13 protein-coding genes are annotated in these 16,445 nt (G+C 71.3%); 6 read left to right on the top strand and 7 right to left on the bottom strand.

Translation table 11 applies throughout. The annotated features are described in order from the left end of the window. Positions 1–109: 109 nt before the first annotated feature. Positions 110–2,674 carry a rhamnogalacturonan lyase gene (locus GQQ95_RS07660; RefSeq protein ID WP_157427072.1) on the top strand — a complete coding sequence of 855 codons (2,565 nt, stop codon included), beginning with the start codon at positions 110–112 and terminating at the stop codon, positions 2,672–2,674. A gap of 198 nt (positions 2,675–2,872) precedes the next feature. On the opposite strand, the gene GQQ95_RS07655 is transcribed toward GQQ95_RS07660, so the two are convergent. Both GQQ95_RS07655 and GQQ95_RS07650 read right to left on the bottom strand, forming a co-directional pair. Continuing rightward, complete coding sequence (locus GQQ95_RS07655; RefSeq protein ID WP_157427071.1) at positions 2,873–3,766, bottom strand: alpha/beta hydrolase; 894 nt, start codon at positions 3,764–3,766, stop codon at positions 2,873–2,875. Between the two features lie 56 nt (positions 3,767–3,822). Then, a complete protein-coding gene (locus GQQ95_RS07650) occupies positions 3,823–5,118 on the bottom strand; it encodes an Nramp family divalent metal transporter (RefSeq protein ID WP_157427070.1) in 1,296 nt (431 codons plus the stop codon). Between the two features lie 68 nt (positions 5,119–5,186). Between GQQ95_RS07650 and GQQ95_RS07645 the strand changes: the two genes are divergently transcribed. The 3 genes from GQQ95_RS07645 to GQQ95_RS07635 all read left to right on the top strand — a co-directional run bounded on the left by GQQ95_RS07645 (position 5,187) and on the right by GQQ95_RS07635 (position 7,442). Continuing rightward, positions 5,187–5,825 carry a TrmH family RNA methyltransferase gene (locus tag GQQ95_RS07645; RefSeq protein WP_157427069.1) on the top strand — a complete coding sequence of 213 codons (639 nt, stop codon included), beginning with the start codon at positions 5,187–5,189 and terminating at the stop codon, positions 5,823–5,825. Between the two features lie 51 nt (positions 5,826–5,876). Continuing rightward, a complete protein-coding gene (corA, locus tag GQQ95_RS07640; protein ID WP_157427068.1) occupies positions 5,877–6,893 on the top strand; it encodes a magnesium/cobalt transporter CorA in 1,017 nt (338 codons plus the stop codon). A 180-nt stretch (positions 6,894–7,073) separates the two neighbouring features. After that, positions 7,074–7,442, top strand: a complete 369-nt coding sequence (locus GQQ95_RS07635) for a nuclear transport factor 2 family protein (protein ID WP_157427067.1) — start codon at positions 7,074–7,076, stop codon at positions 7,440–7,442. Between the two features lie 272 nt (positions 7,443–7,714). Here the strand turns inward: GQQ95_RS07635 and GQQ95_RS07630 are convergent, their stop codons facing one another. The 5 genes from GQQ95_RS07630 to argG form a co-directional block, all read right to left on the bottom strand. Further along, the gene (locus GQQ95_RS07630) at positions 7,715–9,658 is read right to left on the bottom strand and encodes a YhgE/Pip domain-containing protein (protein WP_157427066.1); all 1,944 of its coding nucleotides are present in this window, start codon (positions 9,656–9,658) and stop codon (positions 7,715–7,717) included. Next, positions 9,655–10,323 (bottom strand): hypothetical protein, encoded by a 669-nt coding sequence (locus GQQ95_RS07625; protein ID WP_212275342.1) that lies wholly within the window; start codon positions 10,321–10,323, stop codon positions 9,655–9,657. Before GQQ95_RS07625 ends, GQQ95_RS07630 begins: the two co-directional genes overlap by 4 nt. Continuing rightward, positions 10,320–10,997 (bottom strand): TetR family transcriptional regulator, encoded by a 678-nt coding sequence (locus tag GQQ95_RS07620; RefSeq protein ID WP_157427065.1) that lies wholly within the window; start codon positions 10,995–10,997, stop codon positions 10,320–10,322. The genes GQQ95_RS07625 and GQQ95_RS07620 overlap by 4 nt, the downstream gene beginning before the upstream one ends. Positions 10,998–11,081: 84 nt before the next feature. After that, on the bottom strand, positions 11,082–12,563 hold the full coding sequence (gene cls / locus GQQ95_RS07615; protein ID WP_157427064.1) for a cardiolipin synthase: 1,482 nt from the start codon (positions 12,561–12,563) through the stop codon (positions 11,082–11,084). A gap of 310 nt (positions 12,564–12,873) precedes the next feature. Beyond that, on the bottom strand, positions 12,874–14,301 hold the full coding sequence (gene argG / locus GQQ95_RS07610; protein WP_157427063.1) for an argininosuccinate synthase: 1,428 nt from the start codon (positions 14,299–14,301) through the stop codon (positions 12,874–12,876). Positions 14,302–14,464: 163 nt separating this feature from the next. Here argG and GQQ95_RS07605 point away from each other — a divergent pair, with 163 nt between their 5' ends. Continuing rightward, positions 14,465–15,010, top strand: a complete 546-nt coding sequence (locus tag GQQ95_RS07605) for a DUF3151 family protein (RefSeq protein ID WP_170297006.1) — start codon at positions 14,465–14,467, stop codon at positions 15,008–15,010. A gap of 1 nt (position 15,011) precedes the next feature. Then, complete coding sequence (locus GQQ95_RS07600; RefSeq protein WP_157427061.1) at positions 15,012–16,298, top strand: adenylosuccinate synthase; 1,287 nt, start codon at positions 15,012–15,014, stop codon at positions 16,296–16,298. The last annotated feature ends 147 nt before the right edge of the window (positions 16,299–16,445 follow it).

Below are 16,445 nucleotides of genomic sequence, written 5' to 3'. Positions count from 1 at the left end.
CGTGTCAATTTGACCGTTTCGTCTTGACCCTCCCTCGAACGGGGGTTAGGTTCGGTCACGCACGGAAAGCGTTATCCCAACGGGCCTCGGCCCAGAGAAGGATTCGAAGATGAATCTCGGTACCCATCCGTTCCGCGCTGCGCTGGCGGTCGTCGCCGCGGGCTGCCTGGCCGTCGGCGTCGCCCAGCCCGCGCAGGCGCAGCCCAAAGCGCAGGCCGCGCACGTGCAGGGCGCGCAGGCCGCCGGCGCCCACGGCACCCCGCAGCTCGAGGCCCTCGACCGCGGCCTCGTCGCCGTCTCGACGGACGAGGGCGTGTTCCTCAGCTGGCGCCTCCTCACGACGGAGGCGACCGGCGCCACCGACACCGGACTCGCCGGCCCCGACTTCGCCGTCTATCGGGACGGGGAGCGCATCGCCGTCGTCACCGACAGCACGAACTACGCGGATGCCGCGGGCACGGCCGACGCCGAGTACACCGTCGCCCCCGTGGTCAACGGCATCGAGCTCGCGGCATCCGCTGCGGTGTCCGCGTGGGCGCAGGGCTTCCACGACCTGCCGCTGCAGAAGCCGGCCGACGGCGTGACGCCCAAGGGGGAGGCGTTCACGTACGCGGCGAACGACGTCTCGGTGGGCGACGTCGACGGCGACGGCGCCTACGAGGTCGTCGTGAAGTGGGACCCGTCGAACTCGAAGGACGTCTCGCAGGTCGGGTACACGGGCACGGTCTTCCTCGACACGTACGAGCTCGACGGCACGCTGCTGAACCGCCTCGACCTGGGCGTGAACATCCGTGCGGGTGCGCACTACACGCAGTTCCTCGTCTACGACTTCGACGGCGACGGCCGGTCCGAGACGATGTTGAAGACCGCACCGGGCACGAAGTCGATCCGCTACGCGGCCGACGGCTCGGTCGCGAGCGAGTCCTACGTCACGCTGCCGGAGGAGGACGTCGCGGCGGGCTACGCGAACGACGACGACTACCGTCTCAGCGCGGCCGACTACGAGGAGCACCTCGTCGAGATGTTCCAGGGCTGGACCGAGCACCCCGAGGTCGTCGCGGGCAACTGGCCCGCGACGCTCGAGCAGGCGTTCGGCATCCCGGTCACGCACGAGTACCCGCTGTCGCGCGAGAGCGCGGAGGAGCTCGTCGACCACTTCATCGACGTCTACGCCCCGGCCCGCAGCACCCGCAACGTGCTGCGCAACTTCGAGGGCTTCATCGTCGACGGGCCCGAGTACCTCACGGTCTTCGACAGCGCCACGGGTGAGGAGCTGCAGACGGTCGACTACGAGCCCGGTCGCGGCGACGACGGCCTGCTCTGGGGCGACTACGCCATGGCCCGCATCGAGCCGGGCAACCGCGTCGACCGGTTCCTCTCCGGCGTCGGATACCTCGACGGGGAGCACCCCTCGGCGGTGTTCGCCCGCGGCTACTACACCCGCTCGACGGTCGCCGCCTACGACTGGGACGGCGAGAGCCTGAGCCAGCGATGGCTCGTCGACAGCGGGCACGTGCCGATGACGAACCCGTTCAACGACTCGCCCCACGGGCGCGACGGCACGGACCCCGAGTTCGCGACCCTCACCACGCAGGGCGACCACTCCCTCAGCTTCGCCGACGTCGATGCCGACGGGAAGCAGGAGCTCGTCTACGGCTCGGCGACGATCGACGACGACGGCAGCCTGCTCTACAGCTCGTTCGACGAGCTGCCCGCGGGCAGCGCGAGCCCCGGCGCGACCGTGCGCCTGGGCCACGGCGACGCGATGCACGTCACCGACATCGACCCGGCGCGGGCGGGCGTCGAGATCTGGACCGCGCACGAGGGCGGCACGTCCGCCCCCTACGGTTCGGTACTGCGGGATGCCGCGAGCGGCGAGGCGATCTTCGGCGCGTACTCCGGGCGCGACACCGGCCGCGCGATGATCGGCGACGTCCGGGCCGACGTGCCCGGAATCGAGGTCTGGTCGAGCATGCCGGGCGGCACCGAGGCCAGCGGCCTCCTGAGCGCGACCGGCGAGATCCTCTCGACTGCCACGCCCGGCACGAACATGTCGATCCGCTGGACGGGCGACCTCACCACGCAGATCGTGAACGGCAGCGGCACCCAGACGCCGACCATCGACGAATGGACCCGTGGCAACCTGCTCACGGCGACGGGCACGCTCACCAACAACGGCACCAAGGGCAACCCGTCGCTCGTCGCCGACGTGCTCGGCGACTGGCGCGAGGAGCTCTTCGTGCGCACCGCCGACTCGAGCGCGCTGCGCATCTACACGACGACCGAGCTCACGACGCACAAGCTGACGACGCTCATGCACGACCCGCAGTACCGCGTCGAGACCGCGCGTCAGCAGACGACGTACAACCAGCCCGCGTACACGTCGTACTACCTCGCGAGCGATCTCGACTGGGCCGACGTGCCGATCGCGACGACCCCGGTCGTACCCGGCGAGCCGAAGTTCAAGGACCGCCCGAAGTCCGGCAAGGACGAGGTGCAGGTCCCGAAGGACGTCGCGGGGATCGACTACTACGTCGACGGCGTGCTCGTGACCTCGCCCAACGGCAAGGTCACCGTCGACGGGACCGTCACGGTGACCGCCGTGCCGACCCCCGGCCATGCGATCGCGGAAGGAGCCACGTCCGTCTGGACGCACGACTTCACGCGTCGCTGAGAGACCGTCCGCGGCGTCGTCGCGGATGAGAGACGACCGCCCCGGGCGCCGCATTTCCGTGCCGGCGACCCGGGGTGGTCCCATGCCCGGCGATGCGCCCGGCGGACACGACCAGCGGGCGGCGCACTGCCGGCTCAGCGCGGTTCACCGCCGCCTCGCTGCCGGCCCGTCGGACCCGAGCGATGGGCGTCCGCCGCCTCAGTTCGAGCGCGACCGAGGGCGGGCGTCGAGTCGCTCGGCGAAGTACGCGGCCGTCGCCGCGACGACCGGTGCCGGATCGACGCCGGCGAAGACGTGATCGGCACCGGCCACGGGCGAGAACTCCGCTTCGACCCCGGCCGCGGTGAGCGCCTCGACGAGGTCGGAGCTGTGCTCCATGCCCATGCCGTCGGCGTCGCCGTGGAGAAGGAGCATGGGTGCGGCATCCGGCGTGACATGGCTTCGCGGCGAGGCCCACGAGGCGACCGCCGGATCGGGGTGCTCCTCGAGCGCCGACCCGGTGTACGAGTACCAACCGACGACCGCCTCGACGCGGGCTTCGACTCCGAGGAGGCCGACCCGGCCGACGAGAGCGGGGTCCGTGAGGCGCATGCCGGCGAAGCAGGCCAGGAACCCGCCGGCGGATTCGCCCATGGCGCCGATGCGGTCGGGGTCGAGTCCGAGCTCCGGCCCGACGACCCGCAGCCAGCGGAGCGCCGCATGCACGTCGTGCAGGTTCGCGGGGAACGGCGCCTCGCCCGACAGTCGGTACTGGGCGCTCGCCGTCGCGATGCCTTTGTCGGCCAGCGCCTCGGCGACACCGAAGAGCGGGCCGTGGTGGCTGCCCCAGAGGAAGGCCCCGCCGTGCAGGTACAGCACGACCGGAACGGGGCCGTCGCCCGGCGGCACGCGCAGGTCCAGCACGAGCGGGCGGAAGCCGCCGGGCCTCGCGTATGCGATGTCGGTGTACACCAGGTCGCCGCGCGCGTCGAGGTCCGACTCCAGGCCGGATGCCGCGTCGGGCTCCTGTTGCGTGGCGAGTTCGGGCGGCAGGTCGTCGCCCCTCGCGAGCATCGCGACGAGATCGGCCTGGGTCGGCGCTCGATCGATCATCCGCTCACGATAGCGAGCGCCGACGACTGGTCGCAGCCCTCGTCGCAGGGCAGGCCTCACGCCCCCGTGAACACGAGCCAGAGCAGCACCCCGTTGAGCGTGATGAGGAACACGGATGCCGCGATGCCTGCCCCGGTGGTCGCCCAATGATTGGCGTACCGGCCGAGCACCCCCCGCTTGGCCGTGACCGAGATCAGGGGGATGAGCGCGAACGGGATCCCGAAGCTCAGCACGACCTGGCTCAGCACGAGCGACAGCGTGGGGTCGAAGCCGAGCGCCAGGATCGCGAGCGCGGGGATGAGCGTCACGAGGCGCCGGGCGAGCAGCGGCACGCGCACGCGCAGCAGCCCGTGCATGATCTCGGCACCCGCGTAGGCGCCGACCGAGGTCGACGCGAGTCCCGACGCGAGCAGGCCCACCGCGAAGAGCGTCGCGATGACCGGCCCCAGGGAGACCTGCAGCGCGGCGTAGGCGCCCTCGAGGCTGTCGGTGCCCTCGACGCCGGCGAGGTTCGCCGCCGCCAGCAGCAGGATGCAGAGGTTCACGGTGCCGGCGATGGCCATGGCGATCGTCACGTCCCAGCGGGTGGCGGTGAGCAGGCGCGAGGTCGGGATGCTGCGCGCCGCCGTGCGGTGCCTCGGGGCGAAGCGATCGCGCGCGAGCGCCGAGTGCGCGTAGATCGCGTGCGGCATGATCGTCGCGCCGAGGATGGACGCGGCCAGCAGCACCGAGTTGGCGTCCTCGAAGCGCGGCACCAGTCCGCCGAGCACGCCGGCCGGGTCGGGCGGCGCGACGAGCACGCCGACGCTGAAGCCGACGGCGATGATGACGAGCAGCCCGATGATGACGAACTCGAACGGGCGCGCGCCGCGTCGTGACTGGATCACGAGCAGCACGAGCGACACGGTGCCGGTGATGAGGCCGCCCCAGACGAGCGGCACGCCGAAGAGCAGGTTGAGCGCCACGGCGCCGCCGATGACCTCGGCGATGTCGGTGGCCATCGCCACGGCCTCGGCCTGCAGCCAGTACGCGCGACGGCCCCACCGGTTGCCGATGCGCTCGCCGAGCACCTCGGGCAGGCTCTTGCCGGTGACCACGCCGAGCTTGGCCGAGAGGTACTGGATGAGCCAGGCCATGACGTTGCCGATGACGACGACCCACACGAGCAGGTACCCGTACTGCGCGCCGGCGGTCATGTTGCTCGCGACGTTGCCCGGGTCGAGGTAGGCGACTCCCGCGACGAGCGCTGGGCCGATCAACCAAACGAGGCGTGGGCCGGATGCCGCGGCGCGACGGTCCGTCGAAGCGGGAGCGTCGTTCGCGTCGGTCTCATCCTCGAGCGTTTTCGGCATGCCGAAACCGTAGCAAGATTTAGGCATACCGAAAAGCCCCTGTCGTGACTGCCGGGTAGCGTTGGCCTGTGACCGAGCCCGAGCATCCGGAGCCCACCCTGCCGCACGGCGTCCCGCCGTGGCCCGGTGGCGAGGCCGAGTGGCCGGCCGATCCGCACTACGACCCCGAGCTGCTCGCGAACGGCGACACCCGGAACGTCATCGACCGGTACCGGTACTGGCGCATGGAGGCCATCGTGGCCGACCTCGACCTGCACCGGCATCCGTTCCACGTGGCGATCGAGAACTGGCAGCACGACCTGAACATCGGCTCGATCGTGCGCAGCGCGAACGCGTTCGCCGCCGAGACCGTGCACATCATCGGCCGACGCCGCTGGAACAAGCGCGGCGCCATGGTCACCGATCGCTATCAGCACGTGCTGCACCATCCGGATGTCGCCGACTTCGTCGAGTGGGCCGAGGCGCAGGGGCTCCCGATCATCGCGGTCGACAACGTCGAGGGGTCCATCCCGGTCGACGACGCCGAACTGCCGGAGCGCTGCGTGCTGCTCTTCGGCCAGGAGGGTCCGGGGCTGAGCGACGAGGCGATCGCGGCATCCGACCGGGTGGTGGAGATCACGCAGTACGGCTCGACGCGCTCGATCAACGCGAGCGCCGCGGCCGCGATCGTCATGCACGAGTGGGTGCGGAGGCACGCACGCCGCTGACGAGCGCGCGCCGACCGCGGCGCGGCGTCCGCGCGGTGGCAGACTGTGCCGGTGCCCGTCGTCGACAACGCGATCTACCAGGGCGGCCGTCGCGTCGCCACCCCCTCCTCGCTCGAGGAGACCTTCGAGACCCGCGAGGAGCACGGCGGCTTCGCGTGGATCGGGCTCTACCGGCCGACCGGCGATGAGCTCGCCGCGCTCGCCGCGGAGTTCGGACTGCACCCGCTCGCGGTCGAGGACACCCGCAAGGGGCACCAGCGGGCCAAGCTCGAGCGCTACGGCGACACGCTCTTCATCGTCCTGCGCCCGGCCCGGTACCTCGACGAGGCCGAGGAGGTCGAGTTCGGCGAGCTGCACGTGTTCATCGGACCCGACTTCGCGATCACCATCCGGCACGCGGAATCACCGGACCTGACCCGCGTGCGGCGGCGGCTCGAGTCCTCGCCGGACCTGCTCGCGAAGGGGCCGGAGGCGGTGCTGTACGCCGTGCTCGACGAGGTCGTCGACGAGTACGCGCCCGTCGACGCGGGCCTCGAGAACGACATCGACGAGATCGAGGAGCAGCTCTTCTCCGGCGACCCAGAGGTCACCCGCCGCATCTACGACCTCGCGGCGGAGGTCATGGAGTTCCAGCGCGCGACCCGGCCGCTCGTCGGCATGTTCGAGGGGCTCGAGCGCGGGTTCGAGAAGTACTCCGTCGACCTCGAGCTGCAGCGCTACCTGCGGGACGTGAAGGATCACGTCATCCGCATCGTCGAGCGCGGGGACACGTTCCGCCAGTTGCTGCAGAACGCCCTGCAGGTGCACTCCACGCTCGTCGCGCAGCGCCAGAACGAGGAGACGAAGGTGCTCTCCGAGGCCGCCGTCGCCCAGAGCGAGCAGGCCAAGAAGGTCTCGAGCTGGGCGGCCATCATCTTCGCGCCGACGCTCGTGGCCGGCATCTACGGCATGAACTTCACGCACATGCCCGAACTCGACAAGCCGTGGGGGTACCCGTTCGCCCTCACCCTCATGTTCGCGTTCGCGGGCGTGCTCTACGGCCTCTTCAAGCGCAAGGGCTGGCTCTGACCGAGCGGATGCCGCGGCGGAACTCCGGAGCCGCGCCCCGACACGCGGGGCACCGCGCCGCCTGAGCCGGCGTGTCGCCCCAGCGCTCCGGAGTTGCGTCGCGGCGCTGCTGCGTCACGGGGTTCGCGCCGATCCCGGCAAGCCCTAGCCGCGGCATCCGATCGCGATTACGGTTGGGCCATGACCGAGATCACGGACGATCTGCCCGCCCGTCTGCTGCACGAGGAGCACGCCGGATGGAAGGCGATCCTCGACGGTCGCGGCGGCGAGCACTACCAGCGGGCGATGACCCGCGACGCGCTCATGGTCGTCGAGGGGGCGATGCTCGGCCGCGACGAGATCCTCGCCGCTTTCCGCAGCACGCCGCCGTGGGAGTCCTACGAGCTGCACGAGCCCGCCGTCATCCGTCTCGGCGATCGTGCCGGCATGGTCGTCTACCGTGCGATCGCGCGGCGTGGCGACGACACCGCGAACCTGCGCATGTCGACCACGTACGTCTACGACGACGGCGCCTGGCACGTGGCGGCCCACCAGCAGACGCCCGCATAGGTTCAGCTGATCGGGCGCAGGAGGGGCGGATGCCGCGGCATCCGCTCCTCGCGCGTGCCGGTGCGCGACGTGCTGTGCGCCCTCTTGCAGTGGACGATTCAGGTCCTCGACCGCCGGCGATCTCCGGGTGTCCGCATCGCTATGCCAGTTCCCCCTCATCGTTGAGGGGAAACTGGCATACGCGAATTCGGACTCTCCCCCGGGGCCGAGCCCCGGCGGCCCGAGCCCCGGCTGCCCGAGCATTCGAACGCATGCGCCGGTGGACGCGAGTCTCAGCCGATCAGGCTCGGCTGCAGGTCGCGGAGGGTGCGGAAGTGGGTCATGCGCGTCACGCCGATCGCCGCGAGCACGAGCGCGCCCCCGAGCCAGACGAGCAGCACGATCGCGTCCGAGCCGGCGCGGCCGAGGTCGCCGCCATACATCACCTGCCGCATCATGTCGACGACGTAGCCCATCGGCAGCACGTGATGCAGCGCGGCGAGCGGCGCGGGCAGTGTCTGCCAGGGGAACGTGCCGCCCGCCGTTACCAGCTGCAGCACCATGAGCACGAGCCCGAGGAACTGGCCGACCGAGCCGAGCCAGACGTTCAAAGCGAGGATGATCGCCGCGTACGTCGCCGAGGCGAGCACCATGACGCCCAGGGTGCCGAGCGGATGCGTCATCGGGAACCCGAGCGTCACCGCGAGCACCGTGAACAGGCCGACCATCTGCACGGCGCCGAGGATGCCGGGCGTCAGCCAGCCCGCGAGCGTCACACGGATGGGCGAGTGCAGCGCCGTCACCGCGCGTCGCGAGATGGGCTTCACGATGAGGAAGAGCGCGTAGATGCCGATCCACCCGGCGAGCGCGGCGAAGAACGGCGCGAGGCCCGCCCCGTAGTTGCCGGCCTCGGTGAGGGCGTCGGTCTCGAGGGAGACCGGGTCCGAGATGGTCTTCGCCTGCGCGTCGCGGGTCGCCTGGTCGGAGTCGGGGATCGACGCCGCGCCGTCGGACAGGCCCGACTGCAGGGTCTGCGTTCCCGCCTCGAGCTCGCCGAGCCCGTCGCCGAGCGTTCCGATGCCGTCGCGCAGGGTCGAGGCGCCGGATGCCGCGGCGTCGGCGCCGTCGGCCGCGGTGGCGGCCCCGGCGGCGAGGTCGGCCGATCCGCTCGCGACCTGGGCGCTGCCCGCCGCGAGGTCGGCGGATCCGCTCGCGACCTGGGCGCTGCCGGCGGCGAGCTGGTCGATCTGTCCGACGACCTCCTGCACGCGGGCATTGCCGGCGGCGATGTCGTCGCCGAGCGGGTCGAGGCGCGTGAGCACGTCGTCGATGGTCGCCTGGTCGACGCCCGCGGCGGCGAGGCGAGCCGCGATGTCGGCGCGCGCCTCCGGCACGGCGGCGGCGGCCTCGCCCACGGCCGACCCCACGCGGTCGGCGGAATCCGCGAGTTGCGCATTGCCGTCGGCGACCTGCTGCGCGCCGTCGGCGAGGGTCGCGCTGCCGTCGGCGACCTGCTGCGCCCCGGAGGTGAGGGTCGCGCTGCCGTCGGCGAGCTGCCGGGTGCCGGTCGCGAGCGCGGCGGTGCCGTCGGCGAGCTGCGACGCCCCGGAACCCAGTTGGCCCGCCCCGTCGATCGCCGTCGCCGTGCCGTCGACGAGTTGCTGCGCGCCGTCGGCGGCCTCGACGATCTTGCCGCGGATGGTCGAGATCGAGTCGAGCAGGAGCGAGGCGGCCTCCTGGCCGACCTGCTCGGCGACCGTGGTGCGGATCGTCTTCACGGCCTGCTCGCCGATCGTGCCGGCGAGGTAGCTGTTCGCGTCGCTCGTCTCGAGGATGATCTCCGCCTGGCGCGGGGCATCCGTCTGGATCGAGGCGAGTGCGTCGCTGAAGTCGGCGGGCAGCGTGATCACGAAGTCGTAGCTCGAGTCGGCGAGCCCGTCGGCGGCATCCTCGGCCGAGACCCGGTGCCAGTCGAAGGCGCCGTCGGCGATGAGCTCGTCGGCGACCTCGTCGCCGACGTTGCGCGCCGGGGCGTCATCGGTCGCCGTCGTGCCCTGGTCGTCGACCACGAGCGCGACGGGCACCTCGGGCAGCTTCGCGTACGGGTCCTGGTTCGCCCAGAGGTAGAGCCCGCCGTACAGCACGGGCACCGCGACGAGCGCGATGAGCGCGATCACCGACATCCGGGTGGAGAAGAGCCGGCGGAACTCCGCCGCGATCATCTGCGGGACCTTCATGCGAGGCCTCCTTCGGCGATGACGTCGTGCTCGACGGCCTCGTCTGGTTCGTCGCCCTGCATGCGGGCGAGCATGGATGTCGCCGCGATGGCGGCGGCCGAGGCGTCGCCAGCGATGACGAGCACGGCGAAGCCCCGATCGGCGAGGCCCCTCGCGAGCTCCCACCACTCGATCGGGTCGCCGCCGTGGCGGTCGGGGGAGACGAGCACCAGCCCTTCGATGCCGTCCCGCAGGATGGCGAGCTCGGTGAGCAGGCGCAACCGGTCCTCCGGGTCGACGTCGCCGATGGGCACCCGCGCGGATGCCGCGAGCCCGAGGTCGTTGAGCCAATTCGCGACGGACACGGGGTGCGACGGGATGCCGGCGAACATGAGCTCCTCGGCCGTGACGCCGGCGACGGTGACGTCGGGCGCCGGGTCGCTGACGCCGGGGGCGTCGACGAGGGCGACGCGCCGCCGGATGCTCGCGGCATCCGCTCGTCCGTCGATCGTGACCGTGCCGGTGTCCGGGCGCATGCGGCCGGCGGCGAGGAGCCCGAGCACTGTCGGCCGCTGCTCGGTCTCGGCGCGGGTCAGCGTGGCGCGACCGGACTCGAAGCCGATGGTGGTGCTCGGCAGCGACTGGCCCCTGCGGCCCTTCGAGACGTTGTGCAGGTCGACCCTCACGCCCGGGCCCCCTCGCTTGCGGCAGGGTCCGCCGGTGCCGGCGGGAAGGCCAGCTCGGGCGCCGTGGCGATGAGCGCGCCGGCCTCCTGCCAACCGAGGCCGGCCGTGCCGAGCACCGAGAGCATCACCAGGCGGTGGCCCTCGGCGTCGGTCAGTCGGGCGACGGATGCCTCGTGCAGCACGGCGATGGCCGCGCGCTCGATGAGGCGGGCCAGCGTCTCGGCCGGCATGTCCGAACGGATGCCGTGGTCTGCGATGCCGCGCTCGACGAGGGCGGCGAGGCGCTCGCGCACGGGTGCGAGGGCACCGGCGACGAGGTCGACGTGGGGTTCGCGCACCGCCATGGCGGCGAGGAGCTGCACGTGCTCGACGGCGTGCCAGAGGCGTGCGCCGAGCAGCGCGATCGCGGTGGGCGTATCGGGATGGTCGACGTTCGCCGCGATGTCGTTCAGCCGGACCGCGCCCGAATCGATGAGGGCCGCGATGAGCTCGTCACGCCCGGCGAAGTGGCCGTACACGGCGCGGCGCGAGAGGCCGGCGGCCGCCGCGATCGCCTCGAGTCCGGCGTCGGGGTGCTCGTTGAGCGTCGCCGATGCGGCGGCGAGCAGGGCTTCGCGGTTCGCGGCGGCATCCCGGCGAGGGGCGCGGCGAACCTCCTCGGTGATGGTCGGCATGCGTCCATCGTACGAACTTGCACACGTGTGTGCAAGTTATCTCGGCGAGCTCACAGCGACCGGCGCGGTCGCCGTGGCCGCGGGCTACTGCAGCGCCGACGTGAGCCGCGCGACCCCGTCGAGGAAGGTGGCCGACGCGGGCTCCTTCTCCCATTCCTCGAGCGTGAGCTCGCGCCCGGCATCGCGGTACCCCTGCTCGACCTCGCGCATGCCGGCGACGAAGGACGCGCCGCGCACGAGCAGCGAGATCTCGAAGTTCAGGTTGAACGAGCGGATGTCCATGTTGCTCGACCCGATCACCGCGACGTCGTCGTCGATCGAGAGGTGCTTCGCGTGCAGGATGTACGGCGCCGGGTAGAGCCAGATGCGCACGCCCGCCCGCAGCAGCGTGCCGTAGTACGAGCGCTGCGCGTGCCAGACCGAGCCCTGGTCGCCGAGCTCCGAGACGAAGAGCTGCACGTCGAGGCCGCGGAGCTTCGCCGACGTGATCGCGTAGATCATCGCCTCGTCGGGCACGAAGTACGGGCTCGTGATGATGACGCGCTCCTGCGCCGACGCCACGAGCGACAGGAACAGGCGCAGGTTGTTCTCGGTGGCGTACGCGGGGCCGCTCGGCACGACCTGGCAGACCAGGCCGGCGGATGCCTCGGGCGAGCCGCCCCCGACCCTCGCCGTCGCCGCGCGCTCGGCGGGCGCCTCGAGCAGTTCGTCGGTCTCGGCGTACCAGTCAGACCGGAAGACCGCGTCGATCGAGCGGACGACGGGACCGGTCGTGCGGACCACGAGCTCCTGCCACTTGAGGCCGCGCTTGAGGTTCTTCGGTGCGTCGTAGCTCCGGTCGATGAGGTTCTGCGAACCCGTGAACGCCACCCGCCCGTCGACGACGACGAGCTTGCGGTGGTTGCGCAGGTCGGGGCGCTCGTACCGGTCGGTGAACGGCTTCAGCGGCAGCAGGAAGTGCCACTGCACGCCGATGCGGTCGAGCTCGGCGAACGTGGCCTCGTGCACGCTGACCCGCTTGGACGCCACGTGGTCGAGCAGCACCCGCACCGTCACCCCGCGCGCCACGGCCCGCTCCATGGCGGCGAAGAACCCCTTCGTCGTGTCGTCGAGTCCGATGATGTAGAACTCCACGTGCACGTACCGCTCGGCGGTGTCGATGTCCGCGGCCATCGCCGCGATCGAGGCCTCGTAGTCGCCCATGAGCTGCGCGGAGTCCCCGGCGACGGCTGGCAACGCACCCAGGCGGCGGTTCTGCTCGACCACCGTGCGGAACCACGTCGGCCAGCTCGCGGCATCCGAGGCGGGCAGCAGGTCCTCCTCGTGCTCCGCGAGGATGCGGTCGATCTCGACCTGGCGCTGCCGCCGCCGCTTGGAGAGCTTCACGTTGCCGATGAGCAGGAACAGGATGATGCCCACGAACGGGATCAGGAAGATCGCGAGCAGCCACGCCATGGCCGCCGTCGGCTTGCGGTCGCGCGGCACGATGATGAGTGCGGCGATCCGGATCGCGAGGTCGGCGGCGACGAGCAGCCAGCCGATGAGGGTCGCGAGTTCGGCGCTCATCGGGCGGCTCCGGGGGCGAACTGTGGTGCGTGGCTCATCGGCACTCCTCGAGTCGGAGCCGGTCAGCCGGCTGCGGGCGATGCCTGAGTATCGCATCGACCGGGGTGGTTTCGGCGGGCACGCGCCCCCGTTTTGGGGGCGGGACGATTGGCACGCCCGACCGGCGGAGGATTCCGCCGGCTATGGGGGAGGCCTGGGCTGATCAGCGACGACCGACGCGTCGAACGCTGACAGCACGAAGGGCGGATGCCGCGGCATCCGCCCTTCTGCGTGTCGTCGCCCTTCGGCGTCGGCGTGACCGGCTCGCGCCTCAGTCGGTGCCGAGGTCGAAGGCGGAGGCCTCGTTCGCCGCGTCCGTCGCGGCCTCGAGGTCGGTCTCGCCCGGACCCGCGAGGATCTGCGCCGCGTCGCCGACCGAGAGGTCGCCGACGAGTGCCGCGGTCGCGCTGCCCACCAGGTTCAGGTGCGCGTACTGCTCGAGGCGGGCGCGCGAGTCGGCGATGTCGAGGTTGCGCATCGTCAACTGCCCGATGCGGTCCTCGGGGCCGAACGCCTGGTCGCCGACGCGCTCCATCGAGAGCTTCTCGGGCTGGTAGCTGAGCGAGGGCCCCGTCGTGTTCATGATCGTGTAGTCGTCGCCGCGGCGGAGGCGCAGCGTGACCTCGCCCGTGACGGCCGATGCGACCCAGCGCACGATCGACTCGCGCAGCATGAGCGACTGCGGGTCGAGCCAGCGGCCCTCGTACATGAGGCGCCCGAGGCGGCGACCCTCGTTGTGGTAGTTCGCGATCGTGTCCTCGTTGTGGATCGCGTTCACGAGGCGCTCGTAGGCGATGTGCAGCAGCGCCATGCCCGGCGCCTCGTAGATGCCGCGCGACTTCGCCTCGATGATGCGGTTCTCGATCTGGTCGCTCATGCCGAGGCCGTGACGGCCGCCGATCGCGTTCGCCTCGAGCACGAGGGCCACGGCGTCGTCGAACCGGGTGCCGTTCAGTGCGACCGGCCGACCCTGCTCGAACGTCACCGTGATGTCCTCGGCGGCGATCTCGACCGACTCGTCCCAGAACTTCACGCCCATGATCGGCTCGACCGTGGCGATGCCCTCGCTGAGCTCCTCGAGCACCTTCGCCTCGTGCGTCGCGCCCCAGATGTTCGCGTCGGTCGAGTACGCCTTCTCGGCGGAGGCGCGGTACGGCAGGTCGCGCTGCTGCAGCCACTCGCTCATCTCGGCGCGACCGCCGAGCTCGGTGACGAAGTCGGCGTCGAGCCACGGCTTGTAGATGCGCAGGCGGGGGTTGGCCATCAGGCCGTAGCGGTAGAACCGCTCGATGTCGTTGCCCTTGTAGGTCGACCCGTCGCCCCAGATGTCGACGCCGTCCTCGAGCATGGCGCGCACCAGGAGCGTGCCCGTGACCGCGCGGCCGAGGGGGGTCGTGTTGAAGTACGCCTTGCCGCCCGAGCGGATGTGGAACGCGCCGCACTGCAGCGCGACGAGGCCCTCCTCGACGAGCGCCGCGCGGCAGTCGACCAGGCGCGAGAGCTCGGCGCCGTACTCGATGGCGCGGCCGGGCACCGCCTCGACGTCGGGCTCGTCGGGCTGACCGAGGTCGGCCGTGTAGGTGCAGGGGATCGCCCCCTTCTCGCGCATCCACGCGACGGCCACCGAGGTGTCGAGGCCGCCGGAGAAGGCGATGCCGACGCGTTCGCCGACGGGCAGGCTGGAGAGGACTTTCGACATGCCCTCCAGCCTACTTGGGGCGGATGCCGCGTGACGGCGTCGCCCCGTGGCGCCGGTCGAGGAGCGGAGCGTCTCGAGTCCCGCCGCTCGGAATCTCGAGACGCCTCCTTCGTCGGCTCCTCGATCACCGAGGCGCCGAACGGGGGCCGCGATAAGGTTGAGTGTGACCGCAGACGAATCAGTACCCGAGCGCGAGGCCGGCCTGGTCGACGAACCAGAGGTTCGCGAGGCGCTCGCCACCGCCGATCGAGGGGCCGTCGCCTCCGTCGTCTCCGAGCATCCGTCGTCCCCCCTCGCGTGGGCCGAGCTCGCCGACCTCGCCGATTCAGAGGGCAACGCCATCGGCGCCTTCGCCTATGCGAGCGTCGCCGTCGACCTCGCGCAGGAGCAGCTCGCGGCATCCGGATGGGAGCCCGGCGCAGCCGTGCCCTGGTCCGACGAGCCGAACCGGGCCTACCTGCGCGCCCTCGACGCCAAGCGTCGCGCCGCGACGCAGCTCGGGCTCGACGAACTGGTCGGGAGGCTCGCCGACGAGCTCGCCTCGGCCGACGCATCGGCACCGGCGCGCATCGCGTCGGAGTACACGCCCACCCAGGTCATCACCATCGTGACGTCCGCGCAGCTCCTCGAGCAGCGTGGCGACGTCGCGGCAACCACCGGCGACCAGGTCGCCGAACCCGCCGCGCACGACGCGGCAGGAGAGGACTGACATGCCCGCAGCCGTCCTGATCGGTGCACAGTGGGGCGACGAGGGGAAGGGCAAGGCGACCGACCTGCTCGGTCCGCGTCTCGACTACGTCGTCAAGTTCAACGGCGGCAACAACGCCGGGCACACCGTGGTCGTCGGCAGCGAGAAGTACGCGCTGCACCTGCTGCCCTCCGGCATCCTGACCCCTGGGGTCACTCCGGTCATCGGCAACGGCGTGGTCGTCGACGTCGAGGTGCTCTTCGAAGAGCTCGAGGCGCTCTCCAGCCGTGGCGTGGACGTCTCCAGGCTCCGCGTCTCCGCGAACGCGCACCTCATCACGCAGTACCACCGCACGCTCGACAAGGTCACCGAGCGCTTCCTCGGCAAGCGCCAGATCGGCACGACCGGTCGCGGCATCGGCCCGGCGTACGCCGACAAGATCAACCGGGTCGGCCTGCGCATGCAGGACCTCTTCGACGAGAACATCCTGCGCCAGAAGGTCGAGGGCGCCCTCGACCAGAAGAACCACCTGCTGGTCAAGGTCTACAACCGACGTGCGATCGCCGTCGACGAGATCGTCGACGACCTGCTCGGCTACGTCGAGCGGCTGCGGCCGATGGTCACCGACACGGCGCTGCTGCTGCACCAGGCGCTCGACCGCGACGAGACCGTGCTCTTCGAGGGCGGCCAGGCGACCATGCTCGACGTCGACCACGGCACCTACCCGTTCGTGACCTCGTCCAACGCGACGAGCGGCGGCGCGGTCACCGGGTCGGGCATCGCCCCGAACCGCATCGACCGGGTCATCGCGGTCGTCAAGGCGTACACGACGCGAGTCGGCGCCGGCCCGTTCCCGACCGAGCTGTTCGACGAGTGGGGCGAGTTCCTGAGCGACAAGGGGCACGAGTACGGCACGACCACCGGCCGCCGCCGGCGCACCGGCTGGTACGACGCCCCGATCGCCCGTTACTCGGCCCGCATCAACGGCGTCACCGACTTCGTGCTGACCAAGCTCGACGTGCTCACCGGCATCGAGCGCATCCCCGTCGCCGTCGCGTACGAGGTCGACGGGCAGCGCTTCGACGAGGTGCCGGTGTCGCAGTCCGACTTCCACCACGCCACCCCCGTGTACGAGGAGTTCCCCGGCTGGACCGAGGACATCTCCGGCGCCCGCTCCTTCGAGGAGTTGCCGGCCAACGCGCAGACGTACGTGCGCGAGCTCGAGGCGATGAGCGGCTCGCGCATCTCGGCGATCGGCGTCGGCCCCGGCCGCGAGGAGATCGTGCAGCTGCACGACCTGCTCGGCTGAACCCCATTCGGCGACCGGACGCGATCCGCCTTTTCCGCTCGTCTCCCGCGTGAACACGCGCGAGACGAGCGGTATCGATGAATCCCGGCCTGGCCCGGCCTTCGTCCGACCCTTCCATCCGGTCCCTCCTCCTCGGTAGGGTCGAAC

Source organism: Agromyces salentinus (genome assembly GCF_009749395.1).
Lineage (GTDB): Bacteria > Actinomycetota > Actinomycetes > Actinomycetales > Microbacteriaceae > Agromyces > Agromyces salentinus.
This window is presented reverse-complemented; position numbering and strand designations above follow the sequence as displayed.